The organism is Treponema denticola (genome assembly GCF_024181605.1).
Lineage (GTDB): Bacteria > Spirochaetota > Spirochaetia > Treponematales > Treponemataceae > Treponema_B > Treponema_B denticola_B.
This window is the reverse complement of sequence record NZ_CP054477.1, coordinates 799,154-822,943: the sequence shown is the minus strand read 5'-3', so window position 1 is coordinate 822,943 and position 23,790 is coordinate 799,154. Positions and strand designations below refer to the sequence as shown.

The window sequence follows — 23,790 nt, the reverse complement described above, 5'->3', positions numbered from 1 at the left end:
TTATCCAAAATAAGCAAACAATATTGATGTAATTATACCAAGAATAATTCCGGCAACAGCTTCAACGGGCTTGTGGCCTTGAATTTCCCTCACAGCCCTAAAATGATAAGTCTCATTCTTTTCGGCAAACTTTGCACCGAGATCATTTAGCGCCTTAGCCTGCAAACCGCTGGACCTTCTTACTCCCACAGCATCTCTTATAACTATAAGAGCCATAAAACACGCAAAAATAAAAAGATCCGAATCAAACCCCTGCCTTATACCTATACTTACCGTTAATGAAGCTACAAGAGCGGAATGGCTCGAAGGCATTCCGCCGGTACGCCAAAACACCAGCTCTACAAAGTCAATGGGGGTTTTTATTGAGGCATTAAATAATGCAAAAATAGTCTTTATAATCTGACTCATCATCCAGCTTGTTATAGCGGACAAAAAAATCGGACTGGAAAAAAACATAATCCACTGCGTTTTATACATCGTTTCCAACATATCTCTAATTCTCTACAAAATAGCTCTTTTGTCAAGTCTGTAAATGGTATATAATGTATAAATGAGTAAAGAAAATAAGATTTTTTATATAGGCGAAGATGATTCAGGCAGGAGATTGGACCGTGTAATACGGAAATTTTTAGGAAAGATACCTCTTTCGGGCGTATATTCGGCAATACGCAGAGGAAAGATAAAAGTAAACGGCAAAAAGGAAAACGGAGCCTATCTGACTCAAAAAGGTGATGAAATTGCAATAGACTCAAGCCTATTCAGCTTAACTGCCCCCGCCTCCGAAGACCAAACAAATTCTTCAATTTCAAAACCCGATGTTCTATTAAAAACCGATGATTTACTCTTTATAAACAAAAAGCCGGGAGAGCTTGTACATGGAAAAAAAAGTCTTTGTGAGGCTGTTTTAAAATATTTTTCGCCAAAAGAAAAAAGTCTTTCCTTTAAAGTAGGAGCCCTGCATAGACTGGATAAGGATACAAGCGGAATTCTAGCCTTTTCTCAAAGTTTAAAAGGAGCCCAAGGCTTTTCAAAAGCCCTGCAGGAAGGAAAGATAGGTAAATTCTACATAGGAATAACTGAGGGGCGTCCTTCTTTAACCGAATTTAAAAGCACAATCGACGGAAAAGAATGTCTTTGCCACATAAAAATCCTTGATTTTTCAAAAAAAGAAAATTTGAGCCTTGTGCTTTTTAAGCTTATAACCGGAAGGAAACACCAAATAAGAATACAATGCTCACAGTTCGGCACTCCCCTTTTAAACGATAAAAAATACGGCTCAAAACAAAAAAAAGCATTTTCTGAAGATTTGTCAAAAAAAACTACATATTTTTTACATGCCTATAAGTTAATATTTTCGGAACCGTTTTTAGACGACTTGCCAAAGGAGATTACCGCCCCCCTTCCCGAAAACTTTAAGAGGGCGGTCAAAAGTTTATTTAAGGGTACCTCTAAAAACCTTGTTGGATTTTTAGATTTTACAAACTTAAAAACTTAGTTGTGATTCGGTTTGTGCAGCTCCATATCTCTCCTATCTATCTTTTTGCTCTTAAAGAGTTAAAGACGGCCAATAAGGCAACTCCGACATCGGCAAAGACAGCTGCCCAAAGGTTTGCAAGACCGAGTGCGCCCAATGTTAAAAAGCCGATTTTTATACCGAAGGCCAAGGCTATATTTTGCCAAACGATTTTTCTGGTAAACCTTGCCTGCCTTATGGCGGAAGCAACAAGACGGGGATTATCGTTCATAAGAACAACATCAGCCGCCTCAATGGCAGCATCGCTTCCTATGCCTCCCATAGCTATACCTGCATCCGAGCGTGCCAATACGGGAGCATCGTTTATACCGTCTCCTACAAATATAACAGAAGCTTTTTTATTTTTTGCTTTTACTTCATCGGAAATTTCCTCGAACCTTGAAACCTTTTCATGGGGTAAAAGCATTGAGGTGTAATTTTTTATGCCCAAATCTTCTGCAATCTTTTTAGCCGATTTTTCATTATCGCCGGTAAGTATTTCTACCCTTGAAAGCCCCAATTTATTTAAATCGGATATAGCTTCCCTAGCTTCATTTTTAAGCGTATCGGTTAAAATCAAGCAGCCGATGTACTTGCCATCATAAGCGGCATAAACTTGAGTTCCGCCTATCTCATCTCCGTATAAAGGAATTTCCTTTCCTATATTTTCGCTTATAAAGGAATTTTTTCCGGCTAAAAGGCTCTTTCCCTTGTAATTTACCGAGATACCTTTTCCAGCCTTTTCGTAATAGTCTGTAAGTTCGGCATTTGGAAAAGTCTTTGTTACCTCTTCGGACAAATTAACTAGGGCACAATCTTGAACGGCTTTAGCTATAGGATGATGAGAATTAAATTCGGCAAGGGCGGCCAATCTTAAAAACTCATATTTTTCTACATTTTCTGCAGGCATCAAGGCCATAACCTTTAGAACTCCCTTGGTAAGAGTTCCCGTTTTGTCGAAGACGACGGCATCGGCCTTTGAAAGAGCATCTATGTAATCGGCACCTTTAATCAATATACCCCGTTTTGCAGCTCCTCCTATTCCGCCGAAATAACCCAGCGGAACCGAAATAACAAAGGCACAAGGACAGGAAATTACCAAAAATACAAGGCCGCGTGAAATCCACGGAGCAAAACTTTCCCAGCCGTTAATAGGCGATGAAAAAATAAGCGCACTTAAAAGAGGCGGTAAAACCGAAAGAAGGACAGCTCCTATCGTAACTATCGGAGTGTAAACCTTTGCAAAAGAAGTAATAAACCGTTCTACCCTAGCCTTTCTGTTTTGTGCAGACTCAATCAGCTCAAGCATCTTTGAGGCAGCGGTATTTTCTAAGGAAGCTGTTGTCTTTACCGTTATAACCCCCGTTAAGTTTACAAAACCTGCAAGTACGGGGCTGCCTTTTTCTGCAGTACGCGGAAGGCTTTCTCCCGTCATAGATGAGGTATCAAGTTCGGCACTTCCTTCATAAATTACGCCGTCCAAGGGGATTTTTTCACCTGCTTTTACAAGAACCAAGGAACCGATTTTTACGCTTGCAGGATCTACAAGTTTTTCTTTAGAATCGGAATCATAAAGGCGGGCAAAGTCCGGGCGGAGGTCCATAAGATCTATGATTGAGCGCCTCGATTTTTCGACGGCCGAGTGCTGTACCACCTCGCCTAAATTGTAAAAGAGCATAACCGCTGCACCCTCGGTCCAGTCGCCTAAAATAAAGGCTCCGATTGTTGCAACAGACATCAAAAAATTTTCATCAAAAACTTGACCCTTTAAAATATTTTTTACCGAAGTTAACAAGACCTTGTAGCCTGCTGTCAGCCAAGCTATGACAAATAAAACCGTCGAAAAAGCTGCATAAAAATTCTTAATTTGTATTCCGGCTTCATCAAAAAAAATCCGGGCAAAAATACCTCCGGCAAAAAACAAGGCTGAAATACCGAATTGCACTACCATCTCTTTTGAGGAGCCGTGATGATGTTCGCACCCGCAGCCTGAATGATCGTGCCCGTGATGGTCGTGGTGGTCATGTCCACAGGAACAATGTTCATCGTGGTTATGTTCGTGATGATCGTGATGGCCGTGTCCATGATGATCATGTTCATGGTGGTCATGGTGTTCATGGTGTTCATGCCCACAAGAGCAATGTTCATCGTGGCTATGTTCGTGATGTTCATGCTCATGGTGGTCATGGTGTTCATGGTGTTCATGCCCACAAGAGCAATGTTCATCGTGGCTATGTTCGTGATGTTCATGCTCATGGTGGTCATGTTTGTGATGGTCGTGATGATCGTGTCCGTGATGATCATGTTCTTGATGTTCATCATGGCTGTGATCATGGTGGTCATGATGTTCTTCATAACTGTGTCCATGCTTGTGTTCGTTTTCTTTTTTTAAATCCATTTACCTGCCCTCCCTAATGTGTTCCAAACCGACGGAATATAGGATTCCGACATGGTTGTCATCTATTGTATAATAAACCTGTTTTCCGTTTCGGCGGCTTTTTACTATCTTAGCCTGCCTTAAAATTCTAAGCTGATGAGAAACGGCCGAAGCCGACATTTCCAAAACTTCTGCAAGATCGGCTACACAGAGCTCCCCTGAAATAAGAGCGGAAACAATCTTAATCCTCGTAGAATCTCCAAAGTTTTTAAAAAAATCTCCCAAGTCGCTCATTGTCTGCTCATCGGGCATCTTAGCCCTTGCATGAGCTACAGTTTCTTCATTAGAAACACCTATTTCATCATCTTCTATCATATTTCATCACCTATTCATATGAACAAATGCTCATATGTTCATTTATAATTATAATAAATTTAAAAAAATTGTCAAGCCCTATCTTGCTAAGAATTAGTTTTTCTGTTACAATGTTGAAAGCATAACTTTGTTAAGGAGACATATATGGAAGTTCAATTACAAGAGCTTGTTGATAAGATAAAAAAAGACGGAGTTGCCGCTGCCGATGAAAAAGCTGCCGAAATTATCAGAGCAGCAGAAGAAAAAGCAAAAAATATTATCGAAAAAGCCGAAGCTGAAGCACAAGAAAGCGTAAAAAAAGCTGAAGCTGAAGCTCTCAGATTCCAAAAAGCTGCCGAATCTTCAATAGATCAAGCCGGCAGAAATACTCTTATTTCATTCAGACAAGGTCTTTTAAATGAACTTAATGCCATTATAAAGGCTGAAACAGCCAAAAATTACGATTCAGCAGTTCTAAAAAATCTGATTCCCGAAGCAGTCAAGGGCTGGGTAAAAACCGGCAATACCGAGAATTTATCCGTAATTCTTGCAGACAAGGACCTTAAAGAGCTTGAATCCTCTTTAAGTGCAGCCTTAAAAGATCATATTGCTAAGGGCATGGAACTTAAAGCCGACAGCAAGATAGCAGGAGGATTTAGAATCGGTACTAAAGACGGAGCGGCTTATTATGACTTCTCGGCAGAAGCCGTTGCAGATTTATTTTCGTCATATCTAAGCCCCAAAACAGCCGAAATTTTAAAGAATGCGGCAAAGGAGCTTTAAAAGGTGGCCTCCTACTATTATTTGACGGCTCAATTGCCTTCAATTTTTCCTAATCTACAGCCTCCTATGAGCTTTAAAGCCTTTAAAGAACTGGCTTTGCGTTCTCTTTCAAAAAAAGATGCTCAAATTTTGGAAAATCTATCCCTTGAGCCTCCAAGAGAAGAAAAAAGCACAGGTTCCGCTTATTTGGATAAGTGGTATGAGTTTGAGCGTTCTCTTAGAATAGCCCTTGAACAGGTACGCTCGGCAAAGCTAAAATGGGAAGCACCTATTTCCTATGACGAAAGAGTTTTGCTTTCTTCGGCTTTTACACCAGTACAAATTGCAAGAACAGCAGCTTCAATTCAAAATCCTCTTGAGGCCGAAACTTTTTTGGATAATGCAAGGTTTCAGGCTGCCGATACGGTAAGAGGGGCAGAAAATTTCTCTTCCGATGGAATTTTTGCCTACGCTGTTAAGCTCCTTTTGAGGGAGAGAGCCTCCAGATTCGAAATGGAAAAAGGAAAAGAAGAATATTCTTCGATATATAACTCTATCCTCGATGAAAAAAAATAAGCCGCTTATTTATAAGCTGATTATAAATCCGGTACTTAAAACAAGCTGCCGGATTTTATGCCGATAGGTTGATTATGACCGATACCTTAAAAGACCGGCGATTTAAAATCTGGATAGCCTTTTTAACCTTCTTATCGGGTTTTATAAACGTAGGAGCAATCCGCAGCTTTTCTTTGCCTATAAGTCACCATACGGGGAATGTAAGTCATCTTGCCCTTTCAATTGCACACAAAAACATAACAGAAGTTTTTATAATTGCTTCGGCAATTCTTGCCTTTTTTGCAGGAGCTTTTTTTTCGGGACTTTTATTCCACCAAAGAAAATTCGGATTAAAGAAAAGATACGGCATTTTGCTGATGGGGCTGGCTATGATATTTTTAAGTTTGGCATTGTTTAAAACACCCCAAATCCTCAAAGTATCTGCCCTAAGCTTCGCAGCCGGAGTTCAAAACGCCATGTTTATCTTCTATGGAGACATCCTTGTAAGAACCACCCACATAACAGGCTACCTTACAGATGCAGCCTTTGCCCTAGCTATGTGCCTTAGGGGCAAAAAAGACAAATTCCGATTTTTTTTATTTTACAGCCTCAACATTCTTTTTTTCTTAGCCGGAGGAATTACAGCAGGCCTTATCAAAATCGGATCATTTTTTATAAGTTCTGCCTGTCTTTATCTTATCGCTGGCCTTTACTATTTTATGATGAGGAAAAAAAGAAAATAAAAAAATCTCTATAACAAAACCGGTTCAATGAGTATCAAATTAAGGCCGGAAATCTGTCTAAAACTTTTATCTGCAGTAATTAGGGGAAGACTATACGCTATTGCTGTAGCTGCAACGATAGCATCGGGAAGTTTGATTTTACAAATGCGGCGTAACATAATCGCATGATTTTTTATTTTTTCCGATAATTCTAAAACAATACAATCATTTATAAAAGACCTTATACATTTTTCATCAGCATCTGTCATACTGGAAAAAGAAAGTATTTCCATTTCCGAAATAATTGAGATACCCAGCCTGTTTGAAATATACGGCTTCATGCATAGATTACCTGAAAGCAGATAAATAATAGCATTTGTATCTGCTATGTAATCAATTCCATTCATTACGCATTTCCTTCTGTATTTCAAGAGCATCTTTATTTATTTTTATACTTCCAAAATATTTAGATAAATCATTATGTTTAGTCTCATACATATTTTTTTTGTGACGGTATAGCAAATAACCAATATACGCCTCAATATCTGCAAGACATTCATCAGGAACAGATTTTATCTGTTCAAATATTGTTTCATAGATCATACTTGCCTCCTTATTGGAACTATATATTTTATTATAACAAAAATCTTAGTATTTTTCCATGTTTTGTCAAATAAATATGAGCATTTTTTAGTCTCTTAAATTATCTTAATTCCGTTTAATTTTCCGGTATTATTAAGAAGTCCAAAACCACCCTTTTGAGCAAAAAGACTTATCAACATAAACGGTTTTATATTTCCTCTATTTTTTCCTTTAAGGCCTTTTCGACTATGGGAGGAACCATGCCGGAAAGATTGCCCTTGAAGGCTGCCAATTCTTTTATGGAGCTTGAACGCAACACAAAGTACTTTGTGTCGGGAACCATAAATACGGTTTCTATCTTTTGGTTTAAGCCCTTATTCATAACGGCAAGATCGAATTCATAGGAAAAATCGGAAACATTCCGTACTCCGCGGATTAAAACATTGGCACCGATTTTTTCGGCATAGTTTACTATCAGCGAATTCCAAGTATTTACAAAAACATTATCCCATTTTTGGGTAAGTTCTTCCATCATATGTTTACGCTCTTCGCCCGAAAATAAATAGTTTTTGTTATTATTTACGGCAATTACTACATGTACCTCGGTGAATATCTTTTGAGCTCTTTCAATTACATTTAAATGCCCGAAGGTGGGCGGATCAAAGGACCCTGCAAAAACAGCTTTTACCATTGACCTAATCTAACATATTATAGCACCTTTAATCAAGCAGACAAAAGAATATTTTAATCGTACTTATGAGGAAAAATCAAGGTGTATTTGTTGATGTTGATTGTTGAATCTTCCAAGGTATAATTTAACTTGCCGGGTTGAAGCGAGCTTTAGGTTTTATTTCCATAATAACGAGACAATTTTGAGATTATTATATCTTCAAAATTTCTCCGGCCATCAATAATTGTATGAACTATTACTTTATCTTCCGAAATTTCATACACAATTCTATAGCACCCTTGAATTAATTCTCTATATTGTAAAATTCCCTGCCGCTCCAATTCAGGCACCATTCTTCCTCGTTTTGGATACTGCTGTAAGGACATTACATTTGTTTCAAATTCAGAAACTATTTTCTCTACATAATTCGGACTTAAAGAAAAATAATACCCTATAATTTCATTCAAATCATCTTCTGCAAATTGAGAGACAATAACTTCTTTACTTTCCAATATTGTACAGCCTTCTCAAATTCCCAAAAACTTCCGAAGCAGATTTAGTTTTTCCGGCTTTTACATCCTTTTCAGAAAGTTGAATTATTTTCAACAAATTGAACGCGTTTTTCATTTCTTGGTACGATTCAACATCAATCAAAACTGCCCGTGATTCCCCATTTTGCGTGATTATAAGCGGTTCTTTTCTGTCATTCACAAAATTCATCATATCAGCGGCATTTGTCTTTATATATGAAATCGGTTTTATACATTCTTGAACATTTGTGATCATACAAGCCTCCAGTCTTTTAATATTACCATATTTAGACTGACTTTTCAAGTAGAAGAAAGCAGAATAATTGCCGAAAGCCGTGAAAGATAGAATATACTTGACAATATATCCTCATTAATATATATTTGACTTATGGGGAAAACAATTATAAGTGATGATAATCGTTTTGAATGGGATGAAGAGAAAAATCTTGCTAATATTGAAAAGCATGGAATAGACTTTGAAGAAATATTGGAAGTATTTGATGATCCAGCCTTTTTAACAGGATATGATTTTGAACATTCTGAAAAAGAAGATAGATATTACGGAATTGGAAATTTGAACGGAATATTGATAGTGTTGGTCTTTTTTACCGAGAAAAAAAACAGAATACGGTTAATATCTGCACGGCAAGCAGATAAAGACTTGAGGGAGGAATATTATGATTACTTCAAAAAAATTAACAGCTGAAAGATTGGAAGAAATAAAAAATTATCCTATATCGTATGATGAGGATAGTCCAAAACTGACAAAAGAACAAATTGCAAGGCTCAAACCGGCACATGAGGCATATTGGAATGTAACGCCGATTAAAAAAACAATTTCGATAAAAATAGATGCCGATATTCTTGCAGTACTTCAGTCTTTAGGTAAAGGCTATCAGACAAGAATAAACAGTATTTTAAGGAAAGCTATTACTACAGGAGATTATTAATCTAACACTTACATGAAATGTAAAATAAATAATATATTAATCGAAAAAACAAAAGCTTTTCTAAAAAGAAAATTCGATGAGAGTAAATACTTAAGCGGACATCCCGAAGAAAAAGCATACAGGCTTGAACATTCTTACCGCGTCGCAAATATCGGCAAAGCGATTGCAGAAAAAGAAGATTTTTCCGTTACGGAAATGATAATTGCCTGTCTTCTCCATGATGTTTCTTACTGCGAAGAATTCTGCGGCAAAGAGGGTTGGCTGAATCATGGACGGAATGCGGCAAAAATTGCCCGACCTTTTCTTAAAAAATTGGGATTGCCGGACGATAGAATTAGCGATATATGCTACGGAATAGCAATCCATGTAGACGATAAAGCCGATTTTGACGGAGAGCGCACTCCATTTGCCTTAACGGTAGGAGACGCTGATAATCTTGACAGATTCGATGTGTATAGGATTTATGAAACTCTGCATAAAAATAATTTTAAAGATATGGATATTTCACTCAAAAAAGATTATGTTGAAAAGAGACTCAATGAGCTTTATAAATTGTTAAACATGGAACTGGGAACAAAATCAGCACAAGAAATATGGAAAGAAAGGCTGGTATTTTACATTGAGTTTTACGAAAAACTAAAAGAGCAATTAAAAATAAGCGAGGATGTGTTTTAATCGATATGTATTGCCATTGATACAAAACCCGATGCGAAAATCTTGCTAAAAATCCGATATTGTGCTATTATATGCAAATGATGAAAAGAAAATTTATACAGAAACTTTGTTGTTTTACTCTCGTTTTAACGCTTTTTAAAGGCTATACTCAAGGTTTTGCCCAAGAAAATGACAAGTCAATTAAAGAAATACGAACCGAGGCCATGGATTTTTATCGAAACGAAATCTCGGCGGCCTCAATCAATGAAATATCCGGCGAAAATTTAGGAGTTTGGCAGGAAGTGCTTAATGCCTCGCTTTTTATGCTCATAAGAAATAACGAGCTTTATCGGGGCAGGATGCGTCTTATAATTGAAGAAAGTCAAATAATAAAATGCGGAATTTATCCTGATGGAACTATTTTGCTAAGTACAGGCCTTTTCGACTACATTGAAGCAAAAATTGCAGAAAATCTAGTTGCTTCTCCGCGAAGAATAAAAAATTTAAACATTGAAAGGGAAAAAATGCTTTCAGCCTTTTTAGCTCATGCAGCGGCATCTTTTGCCCTTGACAATAAGCTGGTCTATTTTTCGGACCCAAGAAGAAGCGGAGAAAAAAACAGCGAACTTTTAAAATCATATAATTTAACTGCCGACAGCTTTACCTTAATTCTTTTAAAACTTGCAGGTTACGATTCAAACCTTTTTTACAGTCATCTTGAAGACCTAAAAAGAATCCAAGCCGACCCTAATTACGCAAAAAAATTTGAAAGTTTTTTTACCGATAACTTTTCACCGCAACAGCGTATAAGCAATTTACTTAAAAATAAAGATGAGGCAGAAGCCGTTGCCGATGAAATTTTCTATGTGCTTGATGCAGTCAGAAGTGATGATGAAAATGCTATCGAAGATGCAAAGCAAAGAGTTTCGGCCTTGCGGACTGCCTATCCCAACAATATGTATTTTAAAAGATTGGCAGCCATAACAGCACATAAAAAATGGGAATCAGGTATTTCAAATAAAGGACTTTTAACCGCCTATCCTGCAGGTGCACAAGATTCAAAAACGGCGAAACAAAATTATGAGATTTTAAATTTCGATCCCAAAAGTCTTTTGATAGATCAAAAAAACGAAGAAACGGAATCGATTCCGGGAAATATAAACGATTATGATGAAGCCGTACGAGCTTATAAAAACTATCTAAATTCAATTCAAGAATCCGGAATGGAATCCTCCTATGCAATGCTCCTATTTTATTCTCCCAATATAAATGATAAGGCTCAAGCTCTTTCTCTTGCGGAAAAAGCATATTTGAGCGAGAGCGGAACAGGAAGCCTTATTGCAAATACAAATTATGCTTCCCTCCTCTACCTTTCGCAAAAAGATTATACAAAAGCAAAACTCATTTTAGAATCTTTAATAAAAGATAATTCAATCACAAAAAATGATCCGCTCTTTTTAATTTCAGGAACTATAATAGATAAAAGAATTATTATCTTTAATTATGCAAGAATGCTTTTCGGTTTAGGTGAATCGGAAAAGGCCTTAAAGGCTCGCGAACAATTACGCAGTTTAATTTTCTCTATGGAAAAATACAACCCTATAATTTTAAAAAAGATTAAGCTTGAAGATACCACAGATGATTTAATCGAATATTGGGGTAAACCTTCAGGAATAAAATATAATTATTTTTCTGAAAAGTGGTATTACGATTTTTTAAATGCCGAGGTTTCAATTTCAACTGCAACAAACAATAACATAGAAAAAATTTCGATTTTTGCAGATTCCAATTTATCATTACCGAATGATTTACGGGTAGGAGAAACAAAAAAATCTTTTGAAAGTTTTTTCGGTAAACCGATTTATACGGCAGGAGATTGTGAAAACTATTTTTATAAATCGAACAAAATTCAGGTTTTATATTTAAACGGATTTATAAGGCAAATATCCATAACAAAACTTGAATTGTAAAATTATTGTAAGCAGCTTATTTTAAACATGCTTATTCTAAGCGGCTTATTTTGAGGAACAAAAATGAATACAAATGCAATCGTCTTATATAAAAACCGTCCGGCTCTTATAAAAGGACAGGCTGACGGAAAATTTGAAATAGAAACGGAAACGGGCATCAAAAAGGTGCGCGAAAAAGATTTTTCCGTTTTGGCTCCAAGTAACTCCTCATCGCTAAAAAACATTTTGACCGCAGCTTGTCCCGAACCTGACTTTAATGAAGCCGCCGACTTTTTTGAAGAAGGAACAGCCCTCTTCTCTGAAATAAGCGAATTGGTTTGGGAAAATTTAAATCCGGAACAAATGTGGGCGGCTTGGCTTTTAGTATCGGCCTCCCCTCTTTTTATTGCAGAAAGCCCTGACCTTCCGATTAAGATAAGAACAAAAGAAGAAGCTGAGTCCATAGCTGCTGCAGCACTAAAAAAAGAAACCGAAAAACAAGCGGAAGAGCAAGAGCGGAAAGAATTTATAAGCAGCTTATCAAAATTTATAAAAGAAAAAAAGGAAGAAAATTTCGACTTAAAAAAATATTCTCACTTTTTGCAGGAAATAGAAGCTCTTGCCTTGGAAAAAACCGACAAGTCAAAACTTTTAAATGAGGCTCACTTAAAAGAAACTCCTGAATCGGCCCATAAGATTTTAATTAGTACGGGCTATTGGAAGATAGAAAAAAATCCCTACCCCACCCGCTTTAAGCATCCGTTAAATTCTCCGAAGCTGGAATTGCCTCCTATCGAGCATAACAAAAAATACGAAGACCTTACTCATCTTACCTCCTATGCAATCGACAACGAAGGCAGCACCGATCCGGACGATGCCGTATGCTTTGACGGAGAAAACTTATGGATTCACATTGCAAACCCTGCCGACATAATTACACCCGATTCCAAAAGCGATATGGATGCAAGGAAACGGGGGGCGACCCTTTACATTCCTGAAGGCGTATCCCGAATGTTGGGAGAATCGGCAGTCGATGCCTTTGCTCTCGGCCTGCATGATGACTCTTATGCCCTGTCGTTTAAACTTAAGCTAAATGACTCGGCTGAAATTCTCGATGTAGATATTTTGCGTACCAAAATAAAAGTAAGCTGTATAAGTTTTGAAAAGGCCGATGAAGAAAAGACAAGTGCAAACCTAAAACCTCTTTTTGAAATAGCAGAAAAAAACAGAAAAAAACGGGAAGCGGCAGGAGCGGTTTCGATAGACATGCCGGAAGTTCAAATCAAGGTAGAAACCGACAATGACAGCCAAAAAGTTTTTATAAGCCCGTATAATTTTACGGAATCTTTTTTGATGATAAAGGAAATGATGCTCCTTGCAGGAGAGGCCGCCGCCCGCTTTGCTTTTAAAAATAATATTCCGTTTCAGTATGTAAGTCAGGAAGCTCCCGAATTACCGAAAAAACTTCCCGAAGGACTTGCGGGCGAATACCGAAAAAGAAAAGCTATGAGGCCGAGAAATGTGGGTACAATTCCTGCAATGCACTCAGCCCTCGGAATGGCAATGTACAGTCAAATTACAAGCCCCCTCCGCCGCTATGGAGACTTGGTTGCCCATCAACAGCTTTTAAAATTTATCGACGGAAACGAGGTGATGAAAACCGATGACCTTCTTATGAGGATAGCGGCGGGAGACATTGCAGGCAAAAATTGTTCCTATGCTGAAAGAGCCTCGCGTCAACATTGGACTCTGATCTATCTATTACAAAACCCTGACTGGCAAGGAGAAGCCGTAATCTTAGAAACAATAAAAAATACTGCTCGCATTTCCATTCCGTCTATCGGATATGAAACCGAAATGAGATTAAAAAAAGAATTATCGATTAACGAACGCATAAATGTAAAAGCCGAGGATATAGATATTCCGAATCTGACTGTAAGATTTGTGCAGGTGTAAAGGGAAAGAACTTATGCAAAATGTTTTTTATTCTTTAAGGGAATTGGATAAAAGAGCCGAAGAAGATTTTAATTTAAAAAACGGAATCTTAATGGAAAACGCAGCCCGCGGTTCAGCAGAAAAAATTAAAAATCTTTTTCCTTTAAAAAAAGGCGATGCAAAAAAAACTCTACAGATTGTCTGCGGTTCGGGCGACAACGGCGGAGACGGGCTCGCCCTTGCAAGAATCTTATCCGACGATTTTAATATTCATGTCATAATTTTAAAAGAGCCGAAGTCGGAATTATGTAAACTACAATACGAAAGATTAAAGGCCTTAAATATAAGGACGGCCAAAAACATCTTGCCCGAATCGGATATTCTTTTTGATGCATTTTTGGGCACCGGCTTAAAAGGACTTTTAAAAGCCGAGGATAAAAAAACAATAGAGAAGATAAATAAGGTCAAGGCATTTAAGATAGCCTGCGATATACCGAGCGGCTTAAACATTGACGGAGAAGCAAGCCCCAATGCAGTTCTATGTAACATGACCTTTTCGATGGGAGCCTTAAAGCAGGCCTTTTATTCGGATGAGGCAAAAGATATTACGGGAAAAATCGAGGTTATAGACCTAGGCCTCCCCCGCTCCTCCTATGAGCAAAACGAAAAGCCCAACGTTTTTTTACTCGAAAAAGAAGATATGCTTCTCCCTTCAAGAAAAAAACAAAACACCCATAAGGGAAGTTTCGGTCATGCAGGAATAATTATAGGAGAAAAAAACGGGGCAGCACTTTTGGCAGCTTCTGCCGTCTTGGAATTCGGTGCAGGCCTTGTAACCTTGATAGGAAAAAATCGGGAAAGGCCTAAAAACCTAAAAGCCGATTTTATGTATGACGGCAAATTCGAAGCCGGCAAATTCAATGTTAAAAAATTTACAAGCATCGCAATAGGTCAAGGACTTGGAAGAAAAAATGATGAACTTTTTTCTATCATAAAAATGAAAGAAACACAATCAATGCCAATGGTCTTAGATGCGGATACCTTTTATTATGCCGAACTAAAAAAAATCTTACCCAAATTAAGTGCTGCCGTTTTAACTCCTCACCCAAAAGAATTTTCTTCACTTTTAAATATCACCGGTTTGGAAAATTTAAGCATTGAAGAAATACAAAAAAAACGCTTTATATCGGCCTTAAGTTTTTCAAAAAAATTTCCTAAGCTTGTACTTGTGCTAAAGGGAGCTAATACCTTAATAGCCCATAACGGAAAAATATTTATCAATACTTTAGGATCTTCCTCTCTTTCAAAGGCGGGTTCAGGCGATGTGCTGACAGGTCTTATATGCTCCCTCTTGGCCCAAGGCTATAAACCTCTTGATGCTGCAATTACGGGGAGCCTCGCCCACAGCCTTGCTTCTCAAAATGCAGGAGCAAGCTATAGCTTAACGGCAAGCAAGCTCATTAAAAATTTGGAAAAATTAGAAGCGGCATGGCAGGTAAAATAATATGAAGCAGTTTAAACTTATTTCGGATTATAAACCTTCAGGAGATCAGGGAGAAGCTATCAAAGCTCTTTCAGACGGAATAATTGCAGGCGACAAATTTCAAACGCTCAAAGGTGTTACGGGATCGGGAAAAACTTTTACAATGGCAAATATTATTCAAGCCGTACAAAAGCCGACCCTAATCATAAGCCACAACAAAACCCTTGCCGCCCAGCTTTATAGGGAATTTAAAACCTTTTTTCCGGAAAATGCCGTCGAATACTTTGTTTCATATTACGACTACTATCAGCCTGAAGCTTATGTTCCCGCACGCGACCTTTATATAGAAAAAGACGCTTCAATAAATGACGAGATCGACCGCCTCCGCCTATCGGCAACCTTCAGCCTTATGGAACGCCGAGATGTAATCGTCGTTTCCACCGTTTCCTGTATTTACGGTTTGGGGCTTCCCGAATCGTGGCGAGACTTGCGCATAACCATAGAAAAGGGAGTAAACATCGAAATCGAAAAATTAAAAAAACAGTTGATAAGTTTGCAATATGAAAGAAACGATGCAGTCCTTGAAAGAGGCCGCTTCCGCGTCAAAGGTGATGTTATGGAAATTTTTCCGGCCTACATGGAAGATGCCTACCGCCTTGAATTCGATTGGGAAGAAATTGTGCGCATGAGAAAATTCAATCCGATTTCGGGTGAGGTAATACAGGAATACGAAGAGCTTTCAATTTATCCTGCAAAACACTTTGTAATGCCCGAAGATGCAATTCCCAATGCTCTTGAAAGAATAAAAAAAGAATTGGAAGAAAGGCTGAATGTTTTAAATAAGGAAGGAAAACTTCTTGAAGCGGAAAGGCTAAAAACCCGCACCGAATACGATATCGAAATGCTTTCCGAAATGGGCTATTGCCCCGGCATCGAAAACTACTCGGCCCCAATCGCAAACCGGAAACCCGGAGAGCCTCCCGCTACCCTCTTTCATTATTTTCCCGATGACTTTTTATTGTTCATGGATGAAAGCCATGTAACATTTCCTCAAGTGGGAGCAATGTACGAAGGCGACCGCAGCCGCAAACAAAATCTTGTAGACTTCGGTTTCCGTCTTCCGTGTGCCTTAGACAACCGTCCCTTAAAAATTGCAGAGTTTGAAAAGATGCTGAATCAGGCTGTTTTTGTTTCCGCAACCCCCGGCCCTAAAGAAATAAAATACTCTACCCGCATTGTCGAACAAGTAATACGCCCTACAGGCCTTTTGGATCCGATAATCGAGATTCATAAAAGCGAAGGCCAGATGGAACATATTTATGGGGAGGTAAAAAAACGCATTGCCTTAAACGAACGCTGTCTAATTCTAACTCTTACAAAAAAAATGGCGGAAGACTTAACCGATTATCTTACAGGGCTCGGTCTCAAAGTAAAATATATCCACAGCGAAGTTGAAACGATTGAGCGTGTCGAAATTCTAAAGGGCTTGCGTGCAGGGGAATTTGATGTGCTTATAGGAATCAACCTTTTAAGAGAGGGCATCGACTTACCCGAAGTTTCTTTTATCGGAATTCTCGATGCAGATAAGATAGGCTTTTTGCGTTCTACTACAAGTCTTATTCAGATTGTAGGACGGGCAGCCAGAAACGAAAACGGTAAGGTAGTTATGTATGCCGACAGGATAAGCGATGCCATGAAAGAAACCATAGAAGAAACAAACCGCCGCCGTGCTATTCAGGAAGCCTATAACAAGGAACACGGTATAACACCCAAGACAATCAAAAAAGCAATTGAAGATATTTTAACGCGGGAAAATGAAATAAAAAAAGAAGCTGCCCTTGCAGAAGCCGGACCCCTTATCAACAGTCTAAACATTTTAAACCCTGCCGACAGAAAAAAACTTATCAAAAAACTAGAAGCTCAGATGGCCGAATATGCCGACATGCTCATGTTTGAAGAAGCAGCAGTCATAAGAGACAAAATAGAAGAAGTAAGGCGGATAGGAAGTTAAGGAGAAATAAAATCTAAAACTTATAATATAAAACACGATTAGGGGCTTGTCAAAAACAATCAATAATGCTATAATCAATAACAGAATTATTGATTATAGCATCTGGAGATATATGGCTAATAAAAATCATGAATTGGATAAGCCGATAATTGAAGCGGCAAAACAAGAATTCTTAAAGAACGGATTTCAAGAAACCTCTATCAATATAATTGCCCAAAAAGCGGGAGTTACAACAGGAGCAATATATACTCGTTATAAAGGCAAAGATGAACTTTTTTGCAGTCTTATGGAAGATTTTTTTAAATCGATAAATGACACAAGATTAAAAAACAAATCATCATATATGAACTATTATACGGATAAAAATTTTAATAATTTTATTAAGAGTATATTAAAAGAAACAGCCGACTATATAGATATTTTGTTTAATTATTATGACGAATGTAAACTATTATTATGCTGCAGTAACGGCAGCTCTATAGAAAAAAAACTTCATAAGATAATAAACAATAAAATAACTGAAACAAAACAATTTATCAAAAAAAACACATCTTCAAATATCAGTGATGTGCAATTAGATTTCGTAGAATTAGTAATGCAGCAGCAACTTAATGCATACTCGATGATCATAAAAAAAGGATATGATAAAGAAGAAACTATTGAGTATCTAAAAATAATGGGAGAATTCATTGCTGCAGGCTGGAAAAAGATTTTCAAAAATCTTTTAAAATAAGGAATCATAGGTATGGACGATATAAATGAGGGACTTAAACCTATTTTAGATTTTAAAATCAGTTTTTCTTATAATGCAAAAAACGAAAAAGCAATAAAGGATATACGGGGAATTATACCAAAAGGAAAGTGTATTGTACTTTGCGGAGAAAGCGGCTGCGGTAAATCAACAATTTTAAGATGTTTAAATCATTTAATCCCGGAATTTTATGAAGGGATATTTGAAGGGTTTATTAAGATAGACGAGGAAGACAGTGTAAACAAAACAATCGGAGAAGTAGGAAATAAAATTTCATCGGTTTTTCAAGATCCCAGAAGTCAGTTTTTTTCTTTAGAAAGTGATATTGAAATTGCTTTCGGCTTAGAAAACAAGGGCATAAATTCAAACGAGATAAAAAAAAGAGTCGATAATGCTTTTTTAAAATTCGGATTAGAATATTTAAGAAATAGAGAGGTATTTAAACTCTCAAGCGGAGAACGCCAACTTATTGCAATAATGGCAGCATGGGCTATGAACTCCGATATTATTTTACTGGATGAACCTACCGCAAATTTGGACTATACGGCAATAAAAAAATTAACGGAACTTTTATTACTCTTAAAGAATGAAGGCAAGACTCTTATTATAAGTGAACACAGGCTATATTATCTGCATGATTTAGCTGATGAATACTGGCTTATAAAAAACGGTTATATTTGTGAAAAATATGATAAAGATATATTTTTAAAACTCTCACAAAACGATTTAAAAAATATCGGTTTAAGAGTTAATGACATAAATCAAATAGAAATGCATCCAAAAAAAGAGGAATTTTATAATCAAGAAAATGTATTGGAAGTTAAAAACATTTCTTTTAAATACGGCAAAAAAAGAATCCTTAATGATATATCTTTTAAACTTAATTCTAATGAAATCACCTGTATTATAGGACAAAACGGTGCAGGAAAAACAACATTAGGAAAATGCTTGTGCGGTTTATTAAAACCTACACAAGGAAAAATATACCTTAATGGAAAGGCTATGAAATATGATGATTTATATCGAAACAGCCTTTTTATAATGCAGGAATCTGAATTCCAATTTTTTACAAATTCGGTAATCGGAGAACTTAAATACGGTATAGACAGTTCCAAATACGATGAGATAGAACCTTTATTAAAAGAATTTGACATGTGGAATCTTAGAAACAGGCATCCTTTTTCACTTTCAGGCGGACAAATGCAAAAACTTACATTGATGACGGTATATTTATCAAGCAAAAAACTGATTATTTTAGATGAACCAACCTCAGGACTTGATAAATGGAGTATGGATTTATGTGTAAAGCTCATCGATAAAATGAAAAAAGAAAAAATTGTTTTATTGATAAGCCATGATTTGGAATTCGTTGCAGCCGTTGCCGAACAATATTTAAAAATAGAAGACGGCATAATACAACAAACATGCAAGCTAAAAGATATAAAAACTCTTATAACAATATTAGACAACGGCTCTTCCCAACACAGTGAAATCAAATTAAAAAAAGACAAACTATTAGATCCGCGAGTCAGCTTGTTCTTTTTAAGTCTTTGTATGTTTTCAATCGTAATAGATAATAAGATCCTAATTCAAACATACAGCTTATTTTTATTAATATTTTCGCTTATCAACAAAAGGTATAAAACTTTTTTTATATATTTAATTATTTTATGTCTTATTTACGGACTTGAAATACTATTCCCAAATGCCGCCACCATATTTATGGCAAATTTATTACCGAGATATATTTTAATATTTATGCTCTTCCCAGTTATTCTTGGAGGAAAAGGGGCAACTAATATGCTGGCATGTTTAAGAAAAATCAGAGTACCGGAAAGGTTGATACTGATTCTTTCCGTTTCGTTTCGATTTTTTCCGGTACTTAATAATGATTTTAAATTACTAAAACAATCAATAAAGAACAGAAAAAATTACGAAGAAAAAAACATATTAAAAAAAACTTTTTTGCATTGCGAAGCTCTTATTACTTCAATTATATTTAGAGTAATAAGAATAGCAGAAACATTATCCGCTTCTGCAGAAACAAGGGGCATAAGTATGAAAAATAAAAAAACTTCATATATTGGATTGAAATTCGGAGTACAAGATTATTTTGTGATGATAGTCTTAGCTTCAGTTTCAGTTATAAATATATTTTTAAAATAAAAAGGAGATTCAAGATGAACAACGACAAATTAAAAGTGAAGGACGTTATCACAGTTACATTATTATCATTATGCAATATTTTGATATTTTCATTGGGTACATTTATGTATGCAACACCAATCACCATTCTTTTAACGCCCGTACTATACTCCCTATTACAAGGAGTAGTTTTTTATGTTATTGGAGCAAAGGTAAAAAAAAGAGGAGCATTTATAATCTATTCTTTTATTCAAGGCATTATTTCATTTTATCCGCCTTATATTTTAATGTTTATCCTCTCCGGTTTAATAGCCGAATTATTACTCTATAAAAAAGGATATGGAAATTTAAAGTATATCGGAATAAGCTATGTAATTCAACAAGCACTTGCATCTATAGGGAGTGTAATTTATCCTTATACAATTGCATTAAATAAGACTCTGGATAAGATGAGCGAACAAGAACTGATAGGAAATATTACAAAAGCAGGAAAATTAATTTCTTCATGGGGAGCACTGATTTTATTAATTTTAGTAATTTTTTCTGCAATAATCGGAGCTTATATAGGACAAAAAATAGTAAAAAAACATATTTTAGAAAAATCCATTGATTAGTAAAGAGTGAAAAATGAAATCTGAAAAAAATTACAGCTTTTTTAAAGAGATGAAAGAGTTTATAAAACCGTATAAGAAAAAATATTTTTTATCGGTTTTATTAAGTTCATTTTCCGTGTTATGTGAATTATTATCTTATTCTTTTATAGGCATAATAGCAGCCGATATTTTTAGAGGAGCAAGCGATAAAAATACATTGATTGCTTTAGTCTTAGTAATAATATGCAAAACAGCAAATGTGATTTTTTTAAATTTTTCCACGCTCATATCACACAAGGCAGCATATTTAACACTAAAAGATATAAGATGTGCAGTTTGCGATAAATTTATTAGAGTATCCATGGGATATTTTAATAAAAACTCCAGCGGGAAATTAAAAACAATAATGACAGACCGCATAGAAGATGTTGAAAAAACACTGGCACATTTATACCGGAAATGACGGCAAATCTAATTATACCGGCAGCGATGATTATTTGGCTCAGTATCATTAATATTAAACTGACAGGAATAATCATACTTTGGATTATAAATGGAATTTATAAAGGATTGGGAACTCTCAACTGCTTGAAAAATTAAAACTTATAATATAAAATACCAAATAAAGAGGATATTATAAACAGTTTGACATAAATTCGACCTCACTATTTATCTATAATTTATAGGATGTTAATATGGCAAAATTACAAAAAGAACCGATTGTAGTAAATCAAAAAATAATTAAAGAAAAAATTTACACTATACGAGGACAAAAGGTGATGCTTGACTTCCACCTTGCTGAAATATATGGATATGAAACAAAAAGGTTTAATGAGCAAGTCAAAAGAAATATCGAGAAATTCGAAGATGATTTTATGTTTCAATTAACCAATGAAGAAGTACAGATACTTTCAAGGTCGCATTTTGCGACCTTGAACAAAATAACGGGAAGAGGAAGCAATATCAAATATAATCCTTATGCCTTTACGGAACAAGGTATTTATATGCTTATGACAGTATTAAAAGGAGACCTTGCAATAAAACAAAGCAAGGCTTTAATAAGAATGTTTAAGCAAATGAAAGACTATCTAATTGAAAACCAAGATTTTATAAGCTCTAAGGAACTGGTACAAATAGCAATACAAACAAATCAAAACACTAAAAATATATCTGAAATAAAATCACAAATGGCTACGAAAGAAGAGCTAAAAAAGGTCATGGATAATTTTATCGATCCCGATACCTATAAACACTTTTTGATTATGGACGGAAAGAAAATAGAAGCTGATATAGCCTATCAAAAAATATATAAATCGGCTAAGCATACTGTTTACGTAGTGGATAACTACATAGGATTAAAAACTTTAGAATTATTAAGAGAAGCAAAGGAAAGTATCACTATAAAAATTTTTACTGATAATATTAAACATCGTACTATGTTGACTACTTCAATTTTAAAGGATTTTAAAATTGAGTATCCTAATATTTCTCTTTCCTTTCAAAAGACAAAGGGTAAATATCATGATAGATATATTGCAATAGATTATAACACAAAAAATGAAGCAATATATCATTGCGGAGGTTCTTCAAAAGATGCAGGTAATAAAATTACAAGTATTTTGAAGATTGATGATACAGTACTTTATCATCCGATGTTTGATGAGTTATTATTAAATCCGATATTAAAGATATAGGCAATGTTAAGGTATATTGTAAAAGTGAACTTACAGACGACATAGAATGGAAAAAACCGTATCTTTTCGGTAAAGGTTTATGACAAAATAGGCTTAATCGTCGAAGGCACTCATGAACGCTTTATTGTCAACAATGAAAAATTTCAAAAAAGCAAATGAAAAGATACAGTAACTATTAAGGAGAAAACACATTTGGATATAAAAAAATTTTGGAAAGCCATTGCGGAACAAGATGCCGAAAAAATATGCTCTTATTTTAATAAAACCGCAACTATCAGATGGCATAATACAAATGAGCAATTTACTTTAGAAGAATTTATCAAAGCTAATTGTGAATATCCCGGCAGATGGGGAGGCAGAAGTTGAGAGGATCGAAAAAATAGAAAATCTAATCATTACTGCCGTAAAAGTATTCAACAACGATACATCGGTTCACGCAACATCTTTTATAAAAATTGAAGATGATAAGATTGTTTCAATGGATGAATATTGGGGAGATGACGGCAAGCCTCCTCAATGGAGACTTGATATGAAAATAGGAACTGCGATTAGATAAGTTATGGTAATTTATAGTTGTAATAAATATTTTTTATAAAAAACAAGTATTTGGAGACAAACATGTGCTTAATATGTAAAAGAATTGAAATGATAAAAAATGGAAATAATCCGTATTATGTAAAAGAACTTGAAACCGGTTATGTAGTTATTGGTGATCATCAGCATTTTAAAGGGTATACTTTATTTCTTTGCAAAGAACATAAGACCGAAATATTTCAGCTTGAAAATGATTTTAAAATGAAGTTCTTAGAAGAAATGTCAATTATAGCTGAAGCGGTTTATAAAGCTTTCCATGCTGAAAAAATGAATTACGAATTATTAGGAAATGGCGATACTCATTTACATTGGCATTTATTCCCAAGAATAAGCGGAGATTTAGAAGGACATGGGCTTCATGGTAAGGGGCCTGTATGGTGGTATCCAATAGATAAAATGTATGATGCTGCAAACTGTCCTACATCAGAAGAATTATATGATATGAAAGTAAAACTATTAGAACATCTTAAAAAAGCTTAATCATTTTTTTATAAATTCATCCTCATAAAAATATAACCGTTTTCGATATTATCTGAAATATAAAAACCTAATTTTTCCCAAAACTTTTTAGCTTTAAGGTTTTCAACATAAACAGGCACCGAAATTGTTTTTGCATTAAAGACCGATTTTAAATATTCAATACACAAGATTGCAGCATCTTTACCGTAACCTTTATTTTGAAATGAATCGTCAATCAAGAAATTTATTATTTGATAATGCCCTTCACCAACATACAAAGAAACGAAGCCGATAACTTGATCATCATTATAAACGGCAAAAGGTTTACTATCATTTTTATATAACCAAGCTTCAGCAAGTGAGTATACAACCGAATCCACAAATTCATCTTTATCAACGGTTGCTTTTAAATTTATACATGCTTGAAAATTATTCTCATCAATTGTTCTTAAATTAATCATCGAATCTTACTATATATTCAAAACATGTATCTGTCAAGACGAGGTT

Annotated in this window: 29 protein-coding genes; 20 read left to right on the top strand and 9 right to left on the bottom strand. The window is 35.6% G+C overall.

The features are described from left to right. A complete protein-coding gene (locus E4N80_RS03605) occupies nt 1-489 on the bottom strand; it encodes a divergent PAP2 family protein (protein WP_253700513.1) in 489 nt (162 codons plus the stop codon). A gap of 61 nt (nt 490-550) precedes the next feature. On the opposite strand from E4N80_RS03605, the gene E4N80_RS03600 reads away from it, so the two are divergent. After that, entirely contained in the window at nt 551-1,495 is a 945-nt protein-coding gene (locus E4N80_RS03600) for a pseudouridine synthase (RefSeq protein WP_253700512.1), read from the top strand. A 37-nt stretch (nt 1,496-1,532) separates the two neighbouring features. On the opposite strand, the gene E4N80_RS03595 is transcribed toward E4N80_RS03600, so the two are convergent. Both E4N80_RS03595 and E4N80_RS03590 read right to left on the bottom strand, forming a co-directional pair. Further along, nucleotides 1,533-3,911 carry a heavy metal translocating P-type ATPase gene (locus tag E4N80_RS03595; RefSeq protein WP_253700511.1) on the bottom strand — a complete coding sequence of 793 codons (2,379 nt, stop codon included), beginning with the start codon at nt 3,909-3,911 and terminating at the stop codon, nt 1,533-1,535. Further along, nucleotides 3,912-4,265, bottom strand: a complete 354-nt coding sequence (locus E4N80_RS03590; protein WP_002668756.1) for an ArsR/SmtB family transcription factor — start codon at nt 4,263-4,265, stop codon at nt 3,912-3,914. A gap of 144 nt (nt 4,266-4,409) precedes the next feature. On the opposite strand from E4N80_RS03590, the gene E4N80_RS03585 reads away from it, so the two are divergent. From E4N80_RS03585 to E4N80_RS03575, 3 genes are all read left to right on the top strand, one after another. Beyond that, nucleotides 4,410-5,027, top strand: a complete 618-nt coding sequence (locus E4N80_RS03585; protein ID WP_253700510.1) for a V-type ATP synthase subunit E — start codon at nt 4,410-4,412, stop codon at nt 5,025-5,027. A gap of 3 nt (nt 5,028-5,030) precedes the next feature. Continuing rightward, on the top strand, nt 5,031-5,582 hold the full coding sequence (locus E4N80_RS03580) for a hypothetical protein (protein ID WP_253700509.1): 552 nt from the start codon (nt 5,031-5,033) through the stop codon (nt 5,580-5,582). Between the two features lie 74 nt (nt 5,583-5,656). Continuing rightward, a complete protein-coding gene (locus tag E4N80_RS03575; RefSeq protein ID WP_253700508.1) occupies nt 5,657-6,304 on the top strand; it encodes a YoaK family protein in 648 nt (215 codons plus the stop codon). Between the two features lie 8 nt (nt 6,305-6,312). Here E4N80_RS03575 and E4N80_RS03570 read toward each other — a convergent pair whose 3' ends face one another. The 5 genes from E4N80_RS03570 to E4N80_RS03550 form a co-directional block, all read right to left on the bottom strand. Beyond that, nucleotides 6,313-6,690 carry a type II toxin-antitoxin system VapC family toxin gene (locus E4N80_RS03570; RefSeq protein WP_253700507.1) on the bottom strand — a complete coding sequence of 126 codons (378 nt, stop codon included), beginning with the start codon at nt 6,688-6,690 and terminating at the stop codon, nt 6,313-6,315. Beyond that, nucleotides 6,677-6,886: a hypothetical protein gene (locus E4N80_RS03565; protein ID WP_253700506.1), complete on the bottom strand. Its 210-nt coding sequence runs from the start codon at nt 6,884-6,886 to the stop codon at nt 6,677-6,679. The genes E4N80_RS03570 and E4N80_RS03565 overlap by 14 nt, the downstream gene beginning before the upstream one ends. 187 nt (nt 6,887-7,073) lie before the next feature. Next, nucleotides 7,074-7,556, bottom strand: coding sequence for a pantetheine-phosphate adenylyltransferase (coaD, locus tag E4N80_RS03560; protein ID WP_253697688.1), 483 nt, complete (start codon nt 7,554-7,556; stop codon nt 7,074-7,076). A gap of 149 nt (nt 7,557-7,705) precedes the next feature. Beyond that, nucleotides 7,706-8,047 (bottom strand): type II toxin-antitoxin system RelE/ParE family toxin, encoded by a 342-nt coding sequence (locus tag E4N80_RS03555; RefSeq protein ID WP_253700505.1) that lies wholly within the window; start codon nt 8,045-8,047, stop codon nt 7,706-7,708. Beyond that, on the bottom strand, nt 8,037-8,321 hold the full coding sequence (locus E4N80_RS03550; RefSeq protein WP_253700504.1) for a type II toxin-antitoxin system Phd/YefM family antitoxin: 285 nt from the start codon (nt 8,319-8,321) through the stop codon (nt 8,037-8,039). The genes E4N80_RS03555 and E4N80_RS03550 overlap by 11 nt, the downstream gene beginning before the upstream one ends. A 132-nt stretch (nt 8,322-8,453) precedes the next feature. Between E4N80_RS03550 and E4N80_RS03545 the strand changes: the two genes are divergently transcribed. The 16 genes from E4N80_RS03545 (at nt 8,454) to E4N80_RS03475 (ending at nt 23,304) form a co-directional block, all read left to right on the top strand. Continuing rightward, a complete protein-coding gene (locus E4N80_RS03545) occupies nt 8,454-8,771 on the top strand; it encodes a BrnT family toxin (protein WP_253700503.1) in 318 nt (105 codons plus the stop codon). Next, entirely contained in the window at nt 8,743-9,015 is a 273-nt protein-coding gene (locus tag E4N80_RS03540) for a BrnA antitoxin family protein (RefSeq protein ID WP_253700501.1), read from the top strand. The genes E4N80_RS03545 and E4N80_RS03540 overlap by 29 nt, the downstream gene beginning before the upstream one ends. Nucleotides 9,016-9,027: 12 nt before the next feature. After that, nucleotides 9,028-9,690 carry an HD domain-containing protein gene (locus E4N80_RS03535; RefSeq protein ID WP_253700499.1) on the top strand — a complete coding sequence of 221 codons (663 nt, stop codon included), beginning with the start codon at nt 9,028-9,030 and terminating at the stop codon, nt 9,688-9,690. 77 nt (nt 9,691-9,767) lie between these two features. Next, nucleotides 9,768-11,639 carry a hypothetical protein gene (locus E4N80_RS03530; protein ID WP_253700497.1) on the top strand — a complete coding sequence of 624 codons (1,872 nt, stop codon included), beginning with the start codon at nt 9,768-9,770 and terminating at the stop codon, nt 11,637-11,639. Between the two features lie 63 nt (nt 11,640-11,702). Then, nucleotides 11,703-13,574: a ribonuclease catalytic domain-containing protein gene (locus tag E4N80_RS03525; RefSeq protein WP_253700495.1), complete on the top strand. Its 1,872-nt coding sequence runs from the start codon at nt 11,703-11,705 to the stop codon at nt 13,572-13,574. A 13-nt stretch (nt 13,575-13,587) separates the two neighbouring features. Beyond that, a complete protein-coding gene (locus tag E4N80_RS03520; RefSeq protein ID WP_253700493.1) occupies nt 13,588-15,057 on the top strand; it encodes an NAD(P)H-hydrate dehydratase in 1,470 nt (489 codons plus the stop codon). Between the two features lies 1 nt (nt 15,058). Beyond that, a complete protein-coding gene (gene uvrB, locus E4N80_RS03515) occupies nt 15,059-17,047 on the top strand; it encodes an excinuclease ABC subunit UvrB (RefSeq protein WP_253700491.1) in 1,989 nt (662 codons plus the stop codon). Nucleotides 17,048-17,159: 112 nt separating this feature from the next. After that, a complete protein-coding gene (locus E4N80_RS03510; protein WP_253700489.1) occupies nt 17,160-17,780 on the top strand; it encodes a TetR/AcrR family transcriptional regulator in 621 nt (206 codons plus the stop codon). A gap of 12 nt (nt 17,781-17,792) precedes the next feature. Then, the gene (locus E4N80_RS03505; RefSeq protein ID WP_253700487.1) at nt 17,793-19,964 is read left to right on the top strand and encodes an ATP-binding cassette domain-containing protein; all 2,172 of its coding nucleotides are present in this window, start codon (nt 17,793-17,795) and stop codon (nt 19,962-19,964) included. A gap of 14 nt (nt 19,965-19,978) precedes the next feature. Beyond that, nucleotides 19,979-20,557: an MptD family putative ECF transporter S component gene (locus tag E4N80_RS03500; protein ID WP_253700485.1), complete on the top strand. Its 579-nt coding sequence runs from the start codon at nt 19,979-19,981 to the stop codon at nt 20,555-20,557. A 13-nt stretch (nt 20,558-20,570) separates the two neighbouring features. Next, nucleotides 20,571-20,999, top strand: a complete 429-nt coding sequence (locus E4N80_RS03495; protein ID WP_253700483.1) for an ABC transporter transmembrane domain-containing protein — start codon at nt 20,571-20,573, stop codon at nt 20,997-20,999. 232 nt (nt 21,000-21,231) lie between these two features. Continuing rightward, the gene (locus E4N80_RS03490) at nt 21,232-22,230 is read left to right on the top strand and encodes an ORF6N domain-containing protein (RefSeq protein ID WP_253700481.1); all 999 of its coding nucleotides are present in this window, start codon (nt 21,232-21,234) and stop codon (nt 22,228-22,230) included. A gap of 60 nt (nt 22,231-22,290) precedes the next feature. After that, entirely contained in the window at nt 22,291-22,389 is a 99-nt protein-coding gene (locus E4N80_RS13035; protein ID WP_436411318.1) for a thioesterase, FlK family, read from the top strand. 33 nt (nt 22,390-22,422) lie between these two features. After that, the gene (locus E4N80_RS13030; protein ID WP_253700479.1) at nt 22,423-22,596 is read left to right on the top strand and encodes a hypothetical protein; all 174 of its coding nucleotides are present in this window, start codon (nt 22,423-22,425) and stop codon (nt 22,594-22,596) included. Further along, entirely contained in the window at nt 22,562-22,786 is a 225-nt protein-coding gene (locus tag E4N80_RS13025) for a hypothetical protein (RefSeq protein ID WP_253700477.1), read from the top strand. The genes E4N80_RS13030 and E4N80_RS13025 overlap by 35 nt, the downstream gene beginning before the upstream one ends. A 62-nt stretch (nt 22,787-22,848) precedes the next feature. Then, a complete protein-coding gene (locus E4N80_RS03475; RefSeq protein ID WP_253700476.1) occupies nt 22,849-23,304 on the top strand; it encodes an HIT family protein in 456 nt (151 codons plus the stop codon). A gap of 8 nt (nt 23,305-23,312) precedes the next feature. On the opposite strand, the gene E4N80_RS03470 is transcribed toward E4N80_RS03475, so the two are convergent. After that, entirely contained in the window at nt 23,313-23,744 is a 432-nt protein-coding gene (locus tag E4N80_RS03470; protein WP_253700474.1) for a GNAT family N-acetyltransferase, read from the bottom strand. Nucleotides 23,745-23,790: the final 46 nt, after the last annotated feature.